General features: G+C 70.5%; 19 protein-coding genes and 1 pseudogene. 8 read left to right on the top strand and 12 right to left on the bottom strand.

Going from position 1 to position 18,337, the window contains the following annotated elements; translation table 11 throughout:
• Positions 1-37 precede the first annotated feature (37 nt).
• Entirely contained in the window at positions 38-856 is an 819-nt protein-coding gene (locus tag CLT75_RS12555) for a mechanosensitive ion channel family protein (RefSeq protein WP_135240946.1), read from the top strand.
• Between the two features lie 639 nt (positions 857-1,495).
• On the opposite strand, the gene CLT75_RS12545 is transcribed toward CLT75_RS12555, so the two are convergent.
• The 11 genes from CLT75_RS12545 to CLT75_RS12500 form a co-directional block, all read right to left on the bottom strand.
• Positions 1,496-2,389, bottom strand: a complete 894-nt coding sequence (locus tag CLT75_RS12545; RefSeq protein ID WP_135240422.1) for an IS5 family transposase — start codon at positions 2,387-2,389, stop codon at positions 1,496-1,498.
• Positions 2,390-2,445: 56 nt separating this feature from the next.
• On the bottom strand, positions 2,446-2,679 hold the full coding sequence (locus CLT75_RS12540) for a M48 family metallopeptidase (protein WP_135240945.1): 234 nt from the start codon (positions 2,677-2,679) through the stop codon (positions 2,446-2,448).
• A 154-nt stretch (positions 2,680-2,833) separates the two neighbouring features.
• On the bottom strand, positions 2,834-2,959 hold the full coding sequence (locus CLT75_RS33205; protein WP_400326717.1) for a hypothetical protein: 126 nt from the start codon (positions 2,957-2,959) through the stop codon (positions 2,834-2,836).
• A 310-nt stretch (positions 2,960-3,269) separates the two neighbouring features.
• Complete coding sequence (locus CLT75_RS12535) at positions 3,270-3,740, bottom strand: Dps family protein (protein ID WP_135240944.1); 471 nt, start codon at positions 3,738-3,740, stop codon at positions 3,270-3,272.
• A gap of 40 nt (positions 3,741-3,780) precedes the next feature.
• On the bottom strand, positions 3,781-4,236 hold the full coding sequence (locus CLT75_RS12530) for a hypothetical protein (RefSeq protein ID WP_135240943.1): 456 nt from the start codon (positions 4,234-4,236) through the stop codon (positions 3,781-3,783).
• 47 nt (positions 4,237-4,283) lie between these two features.
• A complete protein-coding gene (clpB, locus tag CLT75_RS12525; RefSeq protein ID WP_135240942.1) occupies positions 4,284-6,929 on the bottom strand; it encodes an ATP-dependent chaperone ClpB in 2,646 nt (881 codons plus the stop codon).
• A gap of 7 nt (positions 6,930-6,936) precedes the next feature.
• Positions 6,937-7,248, bottom strand: coding sequence for a chaperone modulator CbpM (locus CLT75_RS12520; protein ID WP_135240941.1), 312 nt, complete (start codon positions 7,246-7,248; stop codon positions 6,937-6,939).
• Complete coding sequence (locus CLT75_RS12515) at positions 7,245-8,240, bottom strand: DnaJ C-terminal domain-containing protein (RefSeq protein ID WP_135240940.1); 996 nt, start codon at positions 8,238-8,240, stop codon at positions 7,245-7,247. The genes CLT75_RS12520 and CLT75_RS12515 overlap by 4 nt, the downstream gene beginning before the upstream one ends.
• A 12-nt stretch (positions 8,241-8,252) precedes the next feature.
• Positions 8,253-8,867 carry a nucleotide exchange factor GrpE gene (locus CLT75_RS12510; protein WP_135240939.1) on the bottom strand — a complete coding sequence of 205 codons (615 nt, stop codon included), beginning with the start codon at positions 8,865-8,867 and terminating at the stop codon, positions 8,253-8,255.
• Positions 8,868-8,890: 23 nt separating this feature from the next.
• Positions 8,891-10,801, bottom strand: coding sequence for a molecular chaperone DnaK (gene dnaK / locus CLT75_RS12505; protein WP_135240938.1), 1,911 nt, complete (start codon positions 10,799-10,801; stop codon positions 8,891-8,893).
• A 379-nt stretch (positions 10,802-11,180) separates the two neighbouring features.
• On the bottom strand, positions 11,181-11,531 hold the full coding sequence (locus CLT75_RS12500; protein WP_135240937.1) for a MerR family transcriptional regulator: 351 nt from the start codon (positions 11,529-11,531) through the stop codon (positions 11,181-11,183).
• A gap of 95 nt (positions 11,532-11,626) precedes the next feature.
• Here CLT75_RS12500 and CLT75_RS12495 point away from each other — a divergent pair, with 95 nt between their 5' ends.
• The 3 genes from CLT75_RS12495 to CLT75_RS12485 all read left to right on the top strand — a co-directional run bounded on the left by CLT75_RS12495 (position 11,627) and on the right by CLT75_RS12485 (position 13,243).
• A complete protein-coding gene (locus CLT75_RS12495; protein ID WP_135240936.1) occupies positions 11,627-12,052 on the top strand; it encodes an Hsp20/alpha crystallin family protein in 426 nt (141 codons plus the stop codon).
• A gap of 166 nt (positions 12,053-12,218) precedes the next feature.
• Entirely contained in the window at positions 12,219-12,695 is a 477-nt protein-coding gene (locus tag CLT75_RS12490) for an Hsp20/alpha crystallin family protein (protein ID WP_135240935.1), read from the top strand.
• Between the two features lie 53 nt (positions 12,696-12,748).
• The gene (locus tag CLT75_RS12485; RefSeq protein ID WP_135240934.1) at positions 12,749-13,243 is read left to right on the top strand and encodes a general stress protein; all 495 of its coding nucleotides are present in this window, start codon (positions 12,749-12,751) and stop codon (positions 13,241-13,243) included.
• A gap of 538 nt (positions 13,244-13,781) precedes the next feature.
• Here the strand turns inward: CLT75_RS12485 and CLT75_RS12480 are convergent.
• Entirely contained in the window at positions 13,782-14,339 is a 558-nt protein-coding gene (locus CLT75_RS12480; protein WP_135240933.1) for a GNAT family N-acetyltransferase, read from the bottom strand.
• A 256-nt stretch (positions 14,340-14,595) separates the two neighbouring features.
• Here CLT75_RS12480 and CLT75_RS12475 point away from each other — a divergent pair.
• The 4 genes and pseudogenes from CLT75_RS12475 (at position 14,596) to CLT75_RS12465 (ending at position 18,315) form a co-directional block, all read left to right on the top strand.
• Positions 14,596-15,307: pseudogene (locus CLT75_RS12475) on the top strand (siderophore-interacting protein).
• Positions 15,307-16,548 (top strand): MFS transporter, encoded by a 1,242-nt coding sequence (locus CLT75_RS12470; RefSeq protein WP_135240931.1) that lies wholly within the window; start codon positions 15,307-15,309, stop codon positions 16,546-16,548. Before CLT75_RS12475 ends, CLT75_RS12470 begins: the two are co-directional and overlap by 1 nt.
• Positions 16,549-16,594: 46 nt before the next feature.
• Entirely contained in the window at positions 16,595-16,741 is a 147-nt protein-coding gene (locus CLT75_RS32630; protein ID WP_167796912.1) for a hypothetical protein, read from the top strand.
• 38 nt (positions 16,742-16,779) lie between these two features.
• A complete protein-coding gene (locus tag CLT75_RS12465; RefSeq protein ID WP_135243994.1) occupies positions 16,780-18,315 on the top strand; it encodes an MFS transporter in 1,536 nt (511 codons plus the stop codon).
• Positions 18,316-18,337: the final 22 nt, after the last annotated feature.

Genomic DNA, 18,337 nt, shown 5'->3' with positions numbered 1-18,337 from the left:
TTTCCCACCCACCACCACGGCTCCTGATCACCGCACCATGGCACGACCCATTTCCCGCCCTGGCCCAGGATTGTCGTCGCTGTACGTCTCCGACAGCGCCCGCACCCGCCGAGAGGTACCCGGCTGGCAACCGGCGGCGCTGACCGCGCTTGCTTGCACAGCGGCATTCATCGCATCGGCCGGCGACCTGCGCTCGCCGCACGTCAGCGCCCGGATGTTGTGCACCGCGGGCACCACCGTGTTCATCATCGCGGCCACCACCGCGGTGCTGCGCAGCGCCGCCTGGCTGCGCACGCGGGCGGCCGCGCGCATCGGCCAGACCCACGCCAGCGTTCTGCACATCACCGCCGTCGTGACCGGCGCCGCCACGACCGTCCTGACCACGATGAGCCTGCTCGCCGTACCGGTCGGGCAGCTCCTGCTCGGTGGCGCCCTCACCGGCGCCCTGCTCGGCATCGCCGGCCAGCAAACCCTGGCCAACCTCATCGCCGGCGTTGTCCTGCTGCTCACCCGCACCGTCGCCATCGGCGACCGTATCCGGCTGCACTCTGGCACCCTCGGCGGCACCTTCGAAGGCACCGTCACCGGAATCGGCCTTACCCACGTACACCTGCGCACGACCGACGCCCCACTGAGCATCCCCAACACCCAGATGCTCGCCGCCGCCATCGCCGTGCTCGACCCCCAAGCCGCCCTGCCCGCTACCCCCCTACGCCCAAAGCTGCGCAGCATCCGCCGCCGGCGCCGCCCCATGCGCGAACCTGCAACCGTCCGCACCACCCGCCTCATGCCCGCCGTCCACCCCAGCCGCCCGGACAGCACGGCGAGCGCTCGCTCGCCCGGCAGGATGCCGTGAACTGACCGGTAAACGCCACCCCGGCCGTCCGCCCCGCCGGCCCGATACTTCCCGGCAGGAATGTGACGCTCGGTCGTTGGAGCCCCACAGTCACGGCTGTGTGGTCCTCCAGTGCGAGGGCGAGAGATCGCCTAGGACTGGGGCATCGACCAGCCCCGGACCCGGCCGCTGAGAACGCGGTGAGTTGGCTGTGCTGGTTCCCGCGGCGGTGGCTCGATGCACGGCCTGGTGGACACTCCGAATCGTTCGGCGATGTCCCTTGACCGTGGATCCGGCAAGCACGTGTTGGAGGGCTCAGTACCGCCGTTCCATCACGCTCGTCTCCACCAAGACTCGGCAGAGCGTCACGCAGGTCCCGAGGCCGGACAGCCTCCGGGCTGACCGGGTGTGAGCCCTCTTGTGTGTTGGATCGAAGGCCGCCTGCGCCGTGGGCCGCTCGCGCCGCGGGACCTGGGCCGGGCCGAAGGAGATGGGCGGTGCTGGCCGGCTGCCGGGTCAGGCGGCGGGGGCATCAGCTGCGGGTCGCCGGACAGGGCGGCGCCGCCGGTGCCAGCCGCGTGCTTGCGGCTGATCGCCAGCTGGATCAGCGTGGCGGCGATCGGAGCGATCAGCAGCATTAAGGCGTGTTTTATAAGCCGGTCAGAGCCACTCGCAGATGATGGCGATGGTCAGGCTTGCCTGGAACCGGACGGCCAACTTGTCGTAACGGGTGGCCACGCCGCGGTGGCGCTTGAGCCGAGCGATGCCGTTCTCGACGGCATGTCGCATCCGGTACAGGTCTCGGTCGAACTTCGGCGGGCGCCCGCCGCGGCTGCCCTTGGCTTTGCGGTGGGCGTCCTGGTCGGTCTTGCTCGGGATGCACGCCTTGATTCCGCGCTTGCGCAGGTAGGCGCGGTTTCCGCGGCTGGTGTAGGCCTTGTCGGCCAGGACCAGGTCGGGGCAGGTGCGGGGCCGGCCCACCCCAAGGCGGGTCACCTTGATACGGCGCAGGACCGGGATGAACTGCGGGCTGTCACCACGGTGCCCGGCGGTCACCACCATCGATAGGACCTTCTGTCCCTGCTCACAGGCCAGATGCGTCTTGGTGGTCAAACCGCCGCGAGATCGTCCGAGGGCGTGATCGGCAGGTTCGTCGTGCACGCCGCCGGGTGACTCTTTCTGCGCGTGGCCGTCGGTGCGGGCGCCAGCGGCGTGCTGGTGGGCACGGCTGGTCATCGAGTCCACGCTGACCGTCCAGGTGATCCGGCCTTGCGCATCGCCGGCGGCCTGGGACGCGGCCAGGATCTTGTCCCAGGTGCCGTCGCGCTGCCAGCGACGGAACAGGCCGTAGACCGTCTGCCAGGGGCCGTACTCGGTCGGGACGTCACGCCAGGGCGACCCGATCCGGATCCGCCACCTGATCCCGTCGATGAGCTGCCGTTTCTCCCACTTCGGCGGTCGGCCCTTCACCGACGCGGCAGGCAGCAGCGCAGCAAGCCGCTGCCACTGAGCGTCGGTGAGGTCGTGCCGCCTCGTCACCGCTAAGGTGGCCACGAGGTCTCCGGTATGAAGTTCTTGCTTGGTCGCAGAACCAGATACCGGAGACCTCTTCAGTTGTCGATCACCGCCACGCCGCGACCTTCACCGGCCACTACGACTTCTGAAACACGCCTTAACAGCCCGCCGAGCAGACCAGGGGCAGGCTGCTCCTTATCGTCGCAGGCGCCGCCGGGCAGGAACCAGACCAGGTTGGCCAGCATGGTGATCATCCCGGCGAGGGCGGCGGCCACGCTGGAGATCAGGATGTCCTGGTGGTAGACGTGGGCCAGCTCGCGACCGAGCATGGCACGCAGTTCTCGAGGCTCAGCAGCGCCAGGATGCCTTCGGTGCCGTACACCGCCGACCGGCGGGGGTTGCGGCCGGCGGCAAACGCGTTCGGCTGCCGGCGGCCAGCTCGGCGACCACCGTGCAGCTGCGGTGCCTGCGGCCGGAGAGCGGTCACGCTCCCATGGCCCGCAGGGCGATGGTGTCGCAGGGGAAGTAGGCCACGGCGTTGACGGTCAGCGACATCAGGGCGGCGATGGACAGGCCGGGACCGCCGCCCAGGCCGGCCAACAGGGTCATCCCCGTCAACACGCCTAGCAGGGCGGTCCGGACGGTGTGGTGACGCCGGGCACAGCTCATCCCTCCTTCTCCACCTGTCACCGTGGACGAAATTCCAGGTGCCGCGCGGCATCTTCCGCCTACTCCGGTCGTCGCGGGCACGGGCTTGCCATCAGCAGCACCACTTGTGGCTGCGATCCGAATCCGGTCCGAGGCCAGGTACCGGGGCCGGTTGTCGCGGGGCACTCCTCACCGGTGCCCGGCGCCGCCGTACGGGTGCCCTCGAACGTTGGGTGCTCGGGTGGGCGCCCCGTACGGCGGCGCAGACGGCTCAGTCCTGTTCGGCCTGGAACATCCAGTACTGCTTCTCAAGGTCGGCGGCGATGGCGATGAGCAGGTCCTGGGTGACCGGGTCGGTGGAGGCAACCTCGTTGATCCGCTCGCGCAGCCCGGCGATGACCTTGGCGTAGGCGTCGATGAAGTAGGCCAGTACGTCGCGGTCGTGCTGCCAGCCGGCGGGTGCCAGGCTGAGCCGGCTTCCGGCCGCGACGGTGCCGGCCCGCCCGTCGGGGGCCACGCCGATCGCGGCGGCGCGTTCGGCGACGGTGTCGGCGTGCCGGCGGGCGGCCTCGACAACCTCGTCGAGGTGCAGGTGCAGGGCCCGGAAGCGGGGGCCGGTGACGGTCCAGTGGGCCTGCTTGGCGACCATGCCGAGATCGACCAGGTCAACCAGGGTCTGCTGCAGCGCGACGCCGGTGACGTCGCGAGCCTGCGGTTCGAGCACGGATTCGATGCGCGCCATCGTTCGTCGTCCTCCTCTGCTGTGCCGATCTGCCTATGTTCTACGCGGTGACCGGTCCGGTCGGGGTGGCCGGAGCCGGGCTGGGTACGCGGTGATGCGGCGCGCTGCCGGTCAGCCGCCGCACCGGCGTGCGCGGCCGGCTGCGGCCGGCGAACCCGCGAGTTCGGTCGCGGGCCGCCATGCTGCGTCCTGCGCCGTCCCTCGCCGGCTGGGCCTCGGTGCGCGGCGGCCAGGGATGGTGGCGACACGTCGGGGTGCACCAGCGGGTCGGGTAGCCGCGCCGGTTCAGCTCGGCCCGGGCGACGCTCATCCACTCCGGGGGCCCGTAGGGGCTGCCGGAGCCGCGAAGGTAGACGGGAAAGGTTTCATCGCCGTTGTAGCGGGGCTGTTCGTCATCGACGCACAGCTCCCGCAGCACGGCGGTGACCTGGCTGGTGGTGGCGGCGACGTGCAGCACCCACCGGTTGGTCACCGGTGGCGGGCTCTGGAGCCGCATTGTGATCACCTCCTCGAATGCTGTGCGATTGGGCCATCCCCTACAGGTCAGGCAGCCTGAGCGCCAGGCTGCGACGGGGTCTGCGGCGGAGTCCAGGTGACGGTCAACGCGCCGCCGGTGTGATCGACGACCACGGTGCTGCCGTCGACGACGTCGCCCGACAGCAGCGCCCGCCCGATGCGGGTCTCGACCTCGCGCTGCAGGTAGCGACGCAGCGGCCGGGCCCCGTAGACCGGGTCGAATCCTTCGGCGGCGATGTGCCGGCGCGCCGCCTCGGTGAGCTGCAGGTCCAACTGCCGATCCGCCAGCCGCCGGCGCAGATCGGCCACAAGCAGGTCGACGACCTTCTCGATCTCGGACAGGGTGAGCGGCTTGAACAGCACCACCTCGTCGATCCGGTTGAGGAATTCCGGCCGGAAATGGCGGCGCAGCTCGGTCATCACCGCGGTACGGGCGTCGTCCTTGATCTCCCCTTCGCCGGTGACGCCGGCGAGCAGGTACTGGGAGCCGATGTTCGAGGTCATCACCACGACGGTGTTGCGGAAGTCGACCGTGCGGCCCTGCGCGTCAGTGAGCCGGCCGTCGTCGAGCAACTGCAGCAGGGTGTTGAACACGTCCGGGTGGGCCTTTTCCACCTCGTCGAACAGCACCACGCTGTAGGGCTTCCGGCGTACGGCCTCCGTGAGCTGGCCACCCTCGTCGTAGCCGACGTAGCCGGGTGGGGCGCCGACGAGCCGGGAGACCGTATGGCGTTCCTGGTACTCGCTCATGTCCAGGCGGATCATGTTGTCCTCGGTATCGAACAGCGCCGCCGCCAGGGCCTTGGCGAGCTCGGTCTTGCCGACGCCGGTGGGGCCGAGGAACAGGAACGAGCCGATCGGCCGCCGCGGATCCTTTACGCCCGATCGGGCGCGGATGACCGCGTCCGCCACGAGCTGGACGGCTTCGTCCTGGCCGACGACGCGCTCGTGCAGGATCTCATCCAGGCGCAGCAACTTCTGCCGTTCCCCCTCAACGAGGCGGGAAACCGGAATCCCGGTCCACCGGGACACGATGCCCGCAATCTCCACGTCGGTGACCACCTCGCGCAGTAGCCGCCGCTTGCCCTGCTTGGCAGTCAGCCGTTCCTCCTCCGCCGCCAGGCGGCGCTCCAGTTCGGGGAGCTTGCCGTGGCGCAGCTCCGCGGCGCGATTGAGGTCGTAGGCGCGCTCGGCCGCCTGCGCCTCGTGACGGATCTGCTCGATCTCGGAGCGCAGCGCCTGGACCTTACGGATGGCCGACCGTTCGGCCTGCCACTGCGCCCGCATCGCGTCGGTGTCGGCGCGCAGGTCAGCCAGTTCTTTGCGCAGCTGATCCAGCCGCCCTCTAGAAGCAGGATCGTCCTCCTTCGCCAGCGCGGCTTCCTCGATTTCCAGGCGCATCAGCCGACGGCTGGCCGCGTCCAGCTCGGCCGGCTGGGAGTCGATCTCGGTGCGCAGCATGGCGCACGCCTCGTCGACCAGATCGATGGCCTTGTCCGGTAGGAACCGGTCGGAGATGTAGCGGTTCGACAAGGTGACGGCGGCGACGAGGGCGGCGTCCTGGACGCGCACGCCGTGGAACACCTCCAGCCGCTCACGCAGGCCCCGCAGGATGCTGATCGCGTCCTCCACGCTCGGTTCGTCGACCAGCACCGGCTGGAAACGGCGTTCCAGGGCGGCGTCCTTCTCGATGTGCTTGCGGTACTCGTCGAGGGTCGTCGCGCCGATCATGTGCAATTCGCCGCGCGCCAGCATGGGCTTGAGCATGTTGCCGGCGTCCATCGCCCCTTCGGCGGCGCCGGCACCGACGACGGTGTGCAGCTCGTCGACGAACAGCAGGATCCGCCCCTCGGCCGCGCGGACCTCGGACAGCACAGCCTTGAGCCGTTCCTCGAACTCACCGCGGTACTTCGCCCCGGCCACCAGGGAGCCCATGTCGAGGGCAAAGACGGTCTTGTCCCGCAGGCCTTCAGGCACGTCCCCGTGAGCGATGCGCTGAGCCAGGCCCTCGGCGATGGCGGTCTTGCCGACGCCGGGATCACCGATGAGAACCGGGTTGTTCTTGGTCTTGCGGGACAAGATCTGCACCACCCGGCGGATCTCGGTGTCGCGGCCGATGACCGGGTCGAGTTTGCCGGCGCGGGCGTCGGCGACCAGGTCGCGGCCGTACTTGTCCAGCGCCTCGTAGGCGACCTCGGGGTTGGCCGACGTGACGCGCTGGTTGCCGCGGACACCCGTCAGGGCAGTCAGGAGGCGGTCGCGGGTCAGGCCATGCTCCTTCAGCAGGCGGCCGGCCGCCGTGGCCGAGCCCTCCTCCACCAGAGCTAGCAGCAGGTGCTCGACGGACACGTACTCGTCCTTGAGTCGTTTGGCCTCTCGGTCCGCCGAGTCCATCAAGCGGGACAGGCGCTGGGTGACAAACACCCGGCCCGGTTCGACCCCAGGTCCGGATACCCGCGGGCGACGGCCCAGTTCGGCCTCGACGGTGGCGCGTACCCTGTCGGGGTCGGTGCCCGCCTGCGACACCAGGCGGGGGGCGAGGCCGTCGGCCTGGTCGAGCAGGGCGAGCAGGAGGTGCTCGCCGTCGACCTCCACGTGGCCGAAGCGCAGCGCCTTGGTCTGCGCGTCGTGCAGCGCCTCCTGCGACTTCTGCGTCAACCGGTTGGTATCCATCAGCTGATCACCTCCGATAGCCAGTCGGGCGGGCGCGCAGCGCCGCCTCCAACTCCTCGATGCGGTCCAGCAGGTCCAGCACCACGCCGACCGCGGTGTAGTTCAAGCCGAGTCCGGTACGCAGCCGCACGATCCGCGCGGCCCGCGCGACCTGCCCGACGGGAAGAAGTGCCGCACCGCCCGGGCCGGGGTCCGCGTCGAGAAGGCCGAGCGCGACCATCCGGGTGACCATGCCCGGATGCAGCCCGGTCGCCGCGGCGAACTGCTCCACCGTCAGACCCACTGAGGCGGCACGGCGGACGAGGGCGTAGCGGCTCATCGCCGGCCCCCTTCCGCCCCGACGCGTTGACCACGCGGATCGAACCCGGAGGTGGCGGCCAACTGCTGCCACAACTGCCGTTCCGCGTCACTGGGCTGCGGCGGCACGACGATCTTGACTTCGGCGTACAGGTCACCCGCCGGCCCCTTGGGGTTGGGCATGCCACGTCCTCGCAGCCGCAGCCGCCGCCCGGACGACGAGCCCCCCGGCACCTGCACCTGCACCGGCCCGCCGGGAGTCTCCACCGGCACGCTCGCCCCGAGCGCGGCCTCCCACGGCGCCACCAACAGGTCCACAGTGATGTCCCGGCCGTTGACGCGGTAGCGCGAGTGCGGGGCGAGCCGCACGACCAGATACAGGTCCCCGCGGGCGCCGTCGCCGACCCCGGAGGCACCCTGCCCGGCCAGGCGAATGCGCTGCCCGTCGGCGACACCGGCCGGGATGCTCACCTCGTAGCTGCGCGGCCCGGCCGCGGTCTGCAACGTGATCCGCCGCCGGCCGCCGGCGTAGGCGTCCTCCACCGACAGCGCCATCTCGGCCTCGGTGTCGGCACCGGGCGCCGACACGCGCGGCCCGCCGAAGCCGCCCGTTCCCGTGGTCCGCCCACCGAACAGACCACCGAGCAGATCCTCGAAATCCACCCCGGCGAACCCGGCGTCACCGAAGCCGGGACCGCCGGTGTTGACGTACACGCGCCGCCCGCCGCCACTGTTACCGCCGAACGAGCCGGCGCCGGGCACGGGGCCGTCGTAGCCTTCCGGGACCTGCCGCCACGCCTCGCCGAACCGGTCGTAGCGGGCGCGCTTCTTCTCGTCGGAGAGGACCTCGTAGGCCTCGTTGATCTGCTTGAACCGGTCCTCGGCGCCGGGGTCCTTGTTGATGTCTGGGTGGTACCTGCGGGCCAGCTTGCGGTAGGCGCGTTGGATGTCCTGCTGGCTGGCCGACCGGTTCACTCCCAGCACCTCGTAGTAGTCACCTGTCGTCGTGGCCACCGCTTCGCTCCCTTACTCCTCCTGCGACTCCCGCTCGGACTCGGATGCCTGAGCGACCGTGACGACCGCCGGGCGCACCAACATGCCGGCACCGTCGATCAAGCCGTGCCGGTGCACCTCGACCACGGTGCCCGACTCGACGCCCTCGGCGGCGGGCACGACCCTGGCCGCCTCGTGCCGGGCCGGATCGAACCGCTCACCCACCGGGCCGATGCGCCGGTATCCCAGCCCATCAAGGACTTCGAGGGCCTGGGCATGCACGGCCTGCACGCCGGTCAGGATCGCGGTCGGGTCAGCGCTCGCGTGCCGCAGGGCCAACTCCAGGTTGTCCAGCACCGGCAGGAACGCCGCGGCGGTGCGGGCACGCTCGGCGCGTGCCTGCTCGGCCAGTTGCCGCTCGAATCGCTTGCGCAGGTTGTCCAGCTCCGCCACCGCACGTCGCCACCGGTCCTCCAGCTCCGCCGCGCTCGGCCCCTGCCCGGCCGGGATGCCGGCCGGCGCCGTATGGGCGTCAGCCGGCACCCGCGGGTGCTCCTCGACGATCTGGCTATCCCCGTGGCCGGCCAGCGTGAGGGCCGGGTCGCGGTCCTCCGACCGCTGCCGGGTGGGGTTGTGCGCGCTGCTCATCTCGGTCACCTCCTCTCGCGGGCTCAGCTGGTCGGGGTGTAGTCGGCGTCGATCACGTCGTCCCCGCCGGCCGACCCGCTACCGCCCGGAGCGTTGCCGCCTGCCGGGCCGCTGCTGGCCGACTGAACGCCGGATTCAGCGGCGCCCGCACCACTCAGGCCGTGCAGCATCTGCTGCAGGTCCGCTGTCAGCGACCGGATCCGGTCCAGCGGGGCCTCCTCCTTGACCGCCTGCCGGGCGTCGCCGATGAGCATCTCGGCGCGGGCCTTATCGTGCACCGCCACCTGCTCGCCGAGCTCGGCGAGGCGCCGCTCGACCTGGTAGGCGGCCGAGTCAAGGCTGTTGCGGGCCTCGACGGCCTCGCGCAGCCGGACGTCGTCGGCGCGGTGGCGTTCGGCGTCGGCGACCATGCGCTGCACCTCGGACTCGTCCAGGGTGCCGCTACCGGAGATGGTGATCTTCTGTTCGGCGCCGGTGGCCTTGTCCTTCGCCGAGACGTTGAGGATGCCGTTGGCGTCGATGTCGAAGGTGACCTCGATCTGCGGTACCCCGCGCGGCGCCGGAGCGATGTTCTCCAACCGCAGCCGGCCCAGCACGCGGTTGTCGGCGGCCTTCTCCCGCTCGCCCTGCAGCACGACCACGTCCACGGCCGGCTGGTTGTCCTCCGCGGTCGTGAACGTTTCGCTGCGCCGGGTGGGAATAGTAGTGTTGCGCTCGATCAGCTTGGTCATCAGCCCGCCGAGGGTTTCCACACCGAGCGACAGCGGAGTGACGTCGAGCAGCAGCACATCGGAGACCTCGCCCTGCAACACCGCCGCCTGCACTGCGGCACCGAGCGCGACGACCTCGTCGGGGTTGACCGACATGTTCGGCTGCTTGCCGCCGGTCAGCCGCTTGACAAGGGCCTGCACGGCCGGGATACGGGTCGACCCGCCGACCAGGATCACCTCGTCCAGGTCGTCGGCGGAGACCTTCGCGTCGGCGAGGGCCTGCCGGACCGGGCCCATGCACCGCTCGACCAGGTCGGCGGTGAGCTGCTCGAACGTGGCCCGCGTGACGGTCGTGATCAGGTGCTTCGGGCCGGAGGCGTCGGCGGTGATGAACGGCAGGTTCACCTGCGTCTGCGCCACCGACGACAGCTCGACCTTCGCCTTCTCGGCCGCCTCGTACAGCCGCTGCAGCGCCTGCGGATCCTTGCGCAGGTCGATGCCGTTGTCGTTCTTGAACTGCTCGGCGAGGTGGTCGACGAGGCGGCGGTCGAAGTCGTCGCCACCGAGGTGGGTGTCACCGGCGGTGGAACGCACCTCCACCACACCGTCGCCCACATCGAGGATGGACACGTCGAAGGTGCCGCCGCCGAGGTCGAACACGAGCACCGTCTCGTGTCCCTTCTTGTCCAGGCCATATGCGAGGGCGGCGGCGGTGGGCTCGTTGATGATCCGCAGCACGTTCAGCCCGGCGATGCGGCCGGCGTCCTTGGTGGCCTGGCGCTGGGCGTCGTTGAAGTAGGCCGGCACGGTGATCACCGCGTCGGTGACCTTCTCACCCAGGTGCTTGGCCGCGTCGTCGGCCAGCTTGCGCAGGACCCCGGCGCTGATCTCCTCCGGCGCGTACTGCTTGCCCCGCACCGAGAACCGCACCGCGCCCTCCGGCCCATAGGTCACGTCGTAGGAAACCTGGTCGGCCTCGTTGGTGATCTCGTCGAAGCGGCGTCCGATGAACCGCTTCGCCGACGAGATCGTGCCCTTCGGGTTCAGCACCGCCTGCCGGCGGGCTAGCTGCCCGACGAGACGCTCACGGCTGTCGGTGAACGCGACCACCGACGGCGTGGTCCGCCCACCCTCGGCATTGGCGATCACCTGCGGCTGGCCGCCCTCGTACACGGCGATCACGGAGTTCGTGGTGCCCAAGTCGATACCTACGGCACGTCCCATGATCAACCTCCTTTCGCTCTGGGATGTGCACCGGCGAGTATCTGCCTGTATCCACTGATAGAACTTGAGCCCACCAGTGTCAACTCTACAAAGTCGTCCCCGGCCAGAAGGGGCGGGACTTGCACTCGCCTCCGCTGAGTGCTAATACCGGGGTAGCGCACCTGATCCGGTTGCGCAGGGTCGGGACCGGTTCGGCGATGGCCCAGAAGATCATCCGCGCCCGCGAGGGGCGATGAGCCCCTGCGGGCGCGCGACATGCCGCTTCGATCCGCACCTGGCGTCGGCAACCGTGCACATGACAGGGCTTCGCTGGCCGCAGCGTGGGCACATCCTGGGCGGTGCTTCAACCATTCTTCCGCGCCCCGTCTCGCGCGTGATCTCAGGACCGTCGGTGTGACCGCCTCGCCGTCCGGGCACGGAGGGCGTCGATTTCGGCGCGCATTGACGCCACCTCGGATTCCAGATCCAGGATGCGGCGCAGGCCGGCCAGGTTGATCCCCTCGCCGGACAAGGCGGCGGCGCGGCGCACGACGGCCAGGTCGTTGCTGCTGTACCGGCGCATCCCCCCGTCGGTGCGTCGCGGCCGCAGCAGCCCGGCCCGCTCGTACCTGCGCAGCGTGTGCGCGCCGATTCCGGTGAGCTCGGTCACCACCGAGATCGGGAACAGGCCCTCATCCGGTCCGACGGTGAACGACCCGTCAACCGCAGGGGTGGGAGTTGACAGCGGCATGAGTTGGTTGTATCCGTGGAATTAAGTTGAGTCAAGGAGGCTCAACTGCCGGGTGGTTTCCCCCGCTTGAGGCTTTGGTGAGGGAGGAGATGGCCATGCTGATGCGCACCGACCCGTTCCGCGACATCGACCGCGTCTTCCAGCAGCTCGCCGGTACCACGAGCCGGCCGGCGGTGATGCACGTCGACGCCGCGCGCGAGGGTGACTGGTTCCACGTCTACTTCGATCTGCCTGGCGTCGACCCGGACTCGATTGACCTGACCGTCGAGCGCAACGTGCTGTCGGTGAAGGCGGAGCGTCAGCGTCCGCAGAAGGACGGCGTCGAGACTGTGATCGCCGAGCGGCAGATGGGTGTGTTCAGCCGGCAGCTGTTCCTCGGCGACACCCTGGACACCGACAGGCTCGAGGCCAGCTACGACAACGGTGTGCTGACCCTGCGCATCCCGGTGTCCGACAAGGCCAAGCCGCGAAAGATCAGCCTCGGCTCCGGCAGCGGCGGCCGAAAGCAGATCAAGGGCTGACCCGCAGCGCGGCACGGCCGCGAAGGCTTCACTCAAGAGCTTGCTCCTGGGCACCTCCGAAGTGGCCCGGCACTTCAGACAGGGGGCGCCGGGCCGTGACCGGGATCCCGGCCCAGGCGAACCGTGAACCCCGACAGGCACCGAACTAACCGCATGGAGGAGAACAATGACGCTTCCCGTGCTTCGACCCACCCAGCTGCGGTCCGCCGAGAACGGCGGCGTCCTGGACCCGCTGCGCGAGATGGCGCAGCTTCACCAGCAGATGAGCCGGCTGATGAGCACCGTGCTCGGTGCGGACCCCGGTGCCGGGACGGCGCAGGGGTGGACGCCGCTGGCCGACGTCACCGAGACCGACCACGCGTACCTCGTCGACATCGAGGTCCCCGGGGTCAAGCGTAAGGACCTCACCGTGGAAGTCACCGGCGGCGAACTTCGGGTCGGCGGCGAAATCGTCGAGAAGGAGAAGGTCGGCTGGCTGCGCCACCGCAACCGCCGCGTCGGCCAGTTCGCCTACCGAACGTCGCTGCCCGGTGACATCGACGCCGAGCACATAACCGCGGACCTGGCCGACGGCGTGCTCACCGTGCGCGTGCCCAAGACCGAGACGGCCAAGCCGCGCCGGATCACCGTCAACGCCAGCTGATAGTACGTACCAAACCGGCCCATCGCCGACAATGCGAAGGAGGATGACCCGCGATGACGCCGACCTCCCGGCAGCCCACCGCTGCGCCCGCGCAGCGGGTCGTGGCCTCATATCCGACCTACACCGCTGCGGAGCAGGCGGTGGACTACTTGTCCGACCAGCGGTTCCCTGTCGAGCACGTGGCCATCGTCGGTCGAGGCCTGCACTCCTACGAGCAGGTCACCGGCCGCATGACCTGGGTCAAGGCCGCGGGCTACCAGGCGGCCGGCGGCGCCGTCCTGGGCGCGCTGCTCGGCTGGCTCCTGGGCCTGTTCGATTTGGTCAACCCCCTGGTCTCCGGGGCGCTGCTCGCCCTAAACGGGGTGATCGTCGGCGCCGTCCTTGGTGCCCTGCTGGGCCTCGTCGGACACGCTATGACCGGCGGCCGACGCGATTTCGCCTCCATCAGCGCATTCCGCGCCGACAGCTACGACCTGCTCGTCGAGGACGCCCACGCCGCGCAGGCTACCCAGATGCTGGCCGCGACTGGCGCCCCCAGCCGCACCTGAACCCTTCGATCCCCGGCCTCGGTCACCCAGGAGTGGCCGAGGCCGACCATGCTCCCCTTCACGAGGTGCCGCGAGGCCGGGCGGCGTAACGCCCAACCGGTGATACGCGCCTTTCGATGGTGGAAGGCTGGGGTGTGCGCTCTCCGCGATCGGGCGAGACTGCACACCCGCCCCCAGCGGCCCCGCCCGGCGCTCAACCTGACCACTGGCAGGACGCCGTCGAAGGACATCTCACCATGGCCAAGTCGTCGCCCCCCCCGGGTGCGGTCGGGTCGCCGCAGTGTGGTGGCCTTGCCGCCTGCGTGGAACCAGGCGCGCCGCCCGGTCCGGTCGCTGAGCAGCACTCACGCAACAAGACGCCTTCGACCACGTGCGCTTGTCGGGGCGGCCGTAAGTCGGGGCGTGGACGTTGCATGGCGGACCCCCGGATCCGGGCGACTGGCTGTCCGGCCCGATAAGTCGTCCGGCCGGGCGGTATGGGCCTCGCCAGACTTCCCGGGTGCCAGGCAAACCCGGCCTGGTCGCCCGGACGCCGGGATCAGGCCGGCTGGTGATGCGCCTCGAACCGCTCGCGGGTCAGGAACGCCAGCTGTGCCCGCTTGTCCGGCATGTCGATCTCGGAGGCGAATGTGAAGCCCTCGGTTCGCAGCCGTCGCAGCGCGGCCTCGTTGCGCACGTCCGGCTCGACCACGATGCGCTGCGCGGCGGGATCTCGCAGGAGGAAACGGGCCAGGGCCGGACCGACGGCAGTGGTAAGACCACGGGCGTAGCGCCGTGGCGGGTTGAGGAGCAGGTGCATCCCGACGTCACCGGGCTGAACGGGGTAGCGTTCACCGACCGGGTCCGCCTCGGGCTGGTAGGTCTGGAACAGCCCGACCGGTTCGCCGTCGAGCAGGATTAGGTACGCGTGATGGGTGTCCAGCCCGTCGAGGAAAGTGTAGATCTCGCGCACGTCGTCGAGGCTGTGTCCACCCATTCCCCAGAACGCGTTGCAGGGCAGGGTGACCCAGCCGTGCAGCAGCTCGGCGTGCTGGTCGGGGCGCACCGGTTCCAGCGTCAGGTCGCCGAGGTCGGGAATCTGTTCCTGGTAGATCACGATCGTGTCCTCCTTCGGGGGTTCCGGCGAGGGTGGGGTAGCGGTTCGGTGGGCGCGGGATCAGGTCGCCGACGGCCCAGTTGGCCCAGGCCTGCTGTGCGTCAGCAGACGCCGGAGACGCCCTGGACGCTGCGGGTATTCAGCCCTCGCAGTCGTATCGGCGAGGATCACCCGCCAGCCCTGGAGTGGCAGTTCCCCCAAGTGGTCAACTTAGGGTACCCTCACCTAACTAAGGTGGACCTTACATGGAGGGCTCGTGAAACGGAACTGGGAGGGCCTGGTGCTCAAGGCCATGGGGGGGCCGGGACTTCCGGCTCACCGTGCTGGGCACCGAGTCGGTCGATGGGCACTACCAGCGCCTGCTCCTTGACGACGGCGGGCTGCTGGCGGCCTGCGGCACGCACCCGACGATGTGGATCCGGCTCTGGTTCGACAACGACGGACGGGCCCACCAACGGGCCTACACGCTCGTCGATCCTGACCCGGCCACCGGGCGATTCACACTCGAGTTCGCCGTGCATGAGGGCTGCGCCGCCCGCTGGGCGACCACCGCGCGGGTGGGCGACACCATCGACGCGACCGTGCAGGGCAGTGCGTTCGCGCTGCCCGACCCGGTGCCCGAACACCTCTACCTGGTCGGCGACGCGGCCTCGCTGCCGGCGGTCAACAGCCTCCTCGACGCCGGCGCGGACATCCCGGCGACGGTCTGGCTCGAGTACGCCCACGAGGGCGAGAAGGCGCTGACCCTGCGCGCCCGCGCCCACCACGACGTGACGTGGGTGCGCCGCCGCGACGACGGCCGGCACCTGGTCGACACCGTCTGCACCGCGCTGCCCGCCGTAGGGACCGCGCACTACTGGGTGGCCTGTGAGGCGGCCAGCACTCGCGGCATCACCCGGCACCTGCGGCGCACGCTCGGTGTCGGCAAGCACCAGCTCACTACGGTCGCGTACTGGCGTGCCGCCTGATGGGCCGCCTCGGGACGCTCACCGCGCTCTACGTCACGCAGTATCTCGGCATCGGCTTCATCACGGTGGGGCTGACTGCGATCCTGCGCGACGGCGGCACCTCGCTGGACACCCTGGCGTTGCTGCAGGTGGTCGGCCTGATCTGGCCTGTCAAGTTCCTCTGGGCGCCGCTCCTCGACCGCTACGGCTCCCGGCGCCGCGGCCACTACCGCTCCTGGCTGCTGGTGCTCCAGGCCGTGATGGTGCTGACCCTGCTGGCGCTGCTGCCGTTCTCCCGGCCCGCGGACCAGCTGGGTCCGGTCATCGCCGTCTGCGCCGTGTTCGTGTTCTTCTCTGCGACCCAGGACATCGCCGTCGACGCGGTCGCGGTGCGGCTGCTGGCCGCGTCGGAGCGGGGCACCGGCAACGGCATCCAGGTGGCGGCCAGCTACCTGGGTAACCTGCTTGGCGGCGGCGTCTGCGTGCTGGTGTACGACCGCTTCGGCTGGGCTGCGGCGGTCGGCCTGCTGGCCGCGCTGACCGCGCTCGGGCTGCTTGTGGTGTGGCGGTTCCGGGAACCGGAGCGCACCGACCGGATCGTGCGCATCGGCACGGCCTACCGGGCGCTGGTGTCGGTGTTCGGGCAGCCCGGCTGCCGGTGGTGGACCTTCGGCGTGGTGCCGCTGGTGTACGTGGGCGCCGGCATGGCGTACGCGCTGGTGACGCCCGCACTGGTGGACGCCGGCTGGTCGCTGGGCCGGATCGGCGTGGTCACCGGAGTGGTGACCAGCGTGCCGGCGATCGCGGCCGGCCTGATCGCCGGTCTCGGGATCGGCCGCTTCGGGCGTGCTGGCGTGCTGGTGGCCGGCGGGGTCACTCTGGCTCTATCCACAGTGGCGTTGCTGCCGCTGATGAACGGCCGCGCGCCGCTCGGCGGCACGGTCGCCGCGCTCTGCTTCTTCCTGGCCGCGTACACGATCGCCAACGTGGTGCTCTACACGGTCAACATGGACTACTCCCGGCCAGGCAGCGGTGGCACCGACTTCACCGTGCTGTCGTCGTTCGGGCTGGTCTGCTCGTTCGTGGCCGCCTCGCTCGGGCTCGCCGCCGCCGACCGTTTCGGCTACCCGGCCGTTGCGCTGGCTTCGCTGGTGCTTGTCGCCGCCGGGGTGGCGGTGGGCGTGACGCACCAGCGCCGGTTCCCGCCGTCCGGGTCGACGATACGTGTGGCTCACTCCCAGACAGACTTGCTCGTCAGTTGAGGCTGCAGTCGCCGCGCATCCTGTCCGTACTACCGCTGGAAGCCGCATGAGTTCGATCGGAAGCCCGACCGGCACCGCGCCCGCCGCCACCGGCCGAGCCGCCACCGACGCCGCGTCTGCGGCGACGCGGGCCGCCGGCACCTCGGCCGAACCGCTCGGCCGTCTCGGATCGGCGCTGGTGCCGACACCGTGACGCTCGACCCCACGAGCGTCGGCCCGGCAGCCGGCGCTCTGCCGACCGCGAGCGCAGACGGTGCCGCCACGCCACCATTCGCCGTCCCGCACCGCTGGCTGATCCTGGCGGTGCTCTGCCTGGCCCAGCTCGTGGTGGTGCTGGACAACACGGTGCTGACCGTGGCCGTGCCGGTGCTCACGGTCGAGCTGGACGCGGGCACGGCCGACGTCCAGTGGATGATCAACGCGTACGCGCTGATGCTGTCCGGGCTGCTGCTGAGCGCCGGCAGCGCCGTCGACCGGTACGGGCGGCGACGGATGCTGCTGGTCGGGCTGGTGCTGTTCGGTCTCGGCTCGACGGCGGCCGGGCTCGCCCGCACTGCCGAGCAGTTGATCGCCGCGCGTGCCGGCATGGGAGTGGGCGGCGCGCTGCTCGCCACCGCCACCTTGGCCGTTGCCATGCAGGTCTTCGACGCCGCCGAGCGATCCCGGGCGATCGGCATCTGGGCGGCGACCAGCGCGCTGGGCTTCGCCGCCGGGCCACCGATCGGCGGATTCGTCCTGGCTCACCTGCCCTGGGGTGCGATCTTTCTGGTGAACGTCCCGATCGTGGTGGTCTGCCTGTTCGCCGGCCGGCTACTGGTCCCGGAATCGCGGGACCCGGCCGGTGGGCGCCTGGACCTGGTGGGGGTGACGCTGTCCACCGCCGGCCTGACCGCGATCGTCTGGGCGATCATCTCCGGTCCCGAGCGTGGGTGGGCGTCGGCGCCGGTGCTCGGCGTGGGCACGGCAGGAGTGTTGCTGCTGGCGCTGTTCGTCGGCTGGGAGCGGCGGTGCGCCCACCCCATGCTGGATATGCACTTCTTCCGGGACCGCCGCTTCGTCGGCGCGGTCTGCGGCGTCGTGCTGATCACGTTCGGCGCCACCGGGGCGCTGTTCCTGCTCACCCAGCAGCTTCAGTTCGTCCGCGGCTACCCGGCCTGGGAGGCGGGGCTGCGGATGGCACCGTTCGCGTTGTCCATCGTGGCGCTCAACGTCGGCGGCGTGGCCGCGCTGGCGATCCGCCGGCTCGGCCTGCCGGCTGCCATCGCGGTCGGCATGACCCTGCTGGCCGCCGGTCTTGCGCTGGTCACGCACGGTCCGTCCGAGGGCTACGCCACACTGCTGGCAGGGCTGCTGGTCATGGGTACGGGATGCGCGCTGGCGAACCCGGCCATCGTGGAGGCGGTGATGAGCGCGATCCCCACCCACAAGGCCGGTGCCGGAGCCGGTGTGGACGGCACCATGACCGAGGTTGGCAGCAGTCTGGGGGTGGCGGTGCTGGGCGCGGTGCTCAACGCCCGGTTCGGCGCGTTGCTGCCGGCTGCGCTGGCCGGCGCCGGCTCGTTCCCGGCCACGATGGCCGCCGCCGGCCCGGACCGGGAGGCGGTGACAACCGCCTTCGCCGAGGCGTTGCGGACCGGTCAGACGGTGGGTGCGGTCGCTGTCCTGGTCGGTGGCCTGGTTGCCGCCGCACTGCTGTGGCGTGCCGATCGGTTGGCACGCCGAGGGCCGGCGTCCGTCAATCTCCACAAAGCCACACATTTAGGGTAGGCTGCCCTAAATGCCGGTTCGG

The organism is Micromonospora sp. CNZ285 (assembly GCF_004637285.1).
This window is presented reverse-complemented; position numbering and strand designations above follow the sequence as displayed.

Coding starts and splice junctions, on each gene's coding strand:
- CLT75_RS12555 (WP_135240946.1), top strand. CDS start 38: ATGGCACGACCCATTTCCCGCCCTGGCCCAGGATTGTCGTCGCTGTAC.
- CLT75_RS12540 (WP_135240945.1), bottom strand. CDS start 2,679: ATGCTCGGTCGCGAGCTGGCCCACGTCTACCACCAGGACATCCTGATC.
- CLT75_RS33205 (WP_400326717.1), bottom strand. CDS start 2,959: ATGACCCTGTTGGCCGGCCTGGGCGGCGGTCCCGGCCTGTCCATCGCC.
- CLT75_RS12535 (WP_135240944.1), bottom strand. CDS start 3,740: ATGGCGCGCATCGAATCCGTGCTCGAACCGCAGGCTCGCGACGTCACC.
- CLT75_RS12530 (WP_135240943.1), bottom strand. CDS start 4,236: ATGCGGCTCCAGAGCCCGCCACCGGTGACCAACCGGTGGGTGCTGCAC.
- clpB (WP_135240942.1), bottom strand. CDS start 6,929: ATGGATACCAACCGGTTGACGCAGAAGTCGCAGGAGGCGCTGCACGAC.
- CLT75_RS12520 (WP_135240941.1), bottom strand. CDS start 7,248: ATGAGCCGCTACGCCCTCGTCCGCCGTGCCGCCTCAGTGGGTCTGACG.
- CLT75_RS12510 (WP_135240939.1), bottom strand. CDS start 8,867: ATGAGCAGCGCGCACAACCCCACCCGGCAGCGGTCGGAGGACCGCGAC.
- dnaK (WP_135240938.1), bottom strand. CDS start 10,801: ATGGGACGTGCCGTAGGTATCGACTTGGGCACCACGAACTCCGTGATC.
- CLT75_RS12500 (WP_135240937.1), bottom strand. CDS start 11,531: ATGCCGCTGTCAACTCCCACCCCTGCGGTTGACGGGTCGTTCACCGTC.
- CLT75_RS12495 (WP_135240936.1), top strand. CDS start 11,627: ATGCTGATGCGCACCGACCCGTTCCGCGACATCGACCGCGTCTTCCAG.
- CLT75_RS12490 (WP_135240935.1), top strand. CDS start 12,219: ATGACGCTTCCCGTGCTTCGACCCACCCAGCTGCGGTCCGCCGAGAAC.
- CLT75_RS12485 (WP_135240934.1), top strand. CDS start 12,749: ATGACGCCGACCTCCCGGCAGCCCACCGCTGCGCCCGCGCAGCGGGTC.
- CLT75_RS12470 (WP_135240931.1), top strand. CDS start 15,307: ATGGGCCGCCTCGGGACGCTCACCGCGCTCTACGTCACGCAGTATCTC.
- CLT75_RS32630 (WP_167796912.1), top strand. CDS start 16,595: ATGAGTTCGATCGGAAGCCCGACCGGCACCGCGCCCGCCGCCACCGGC.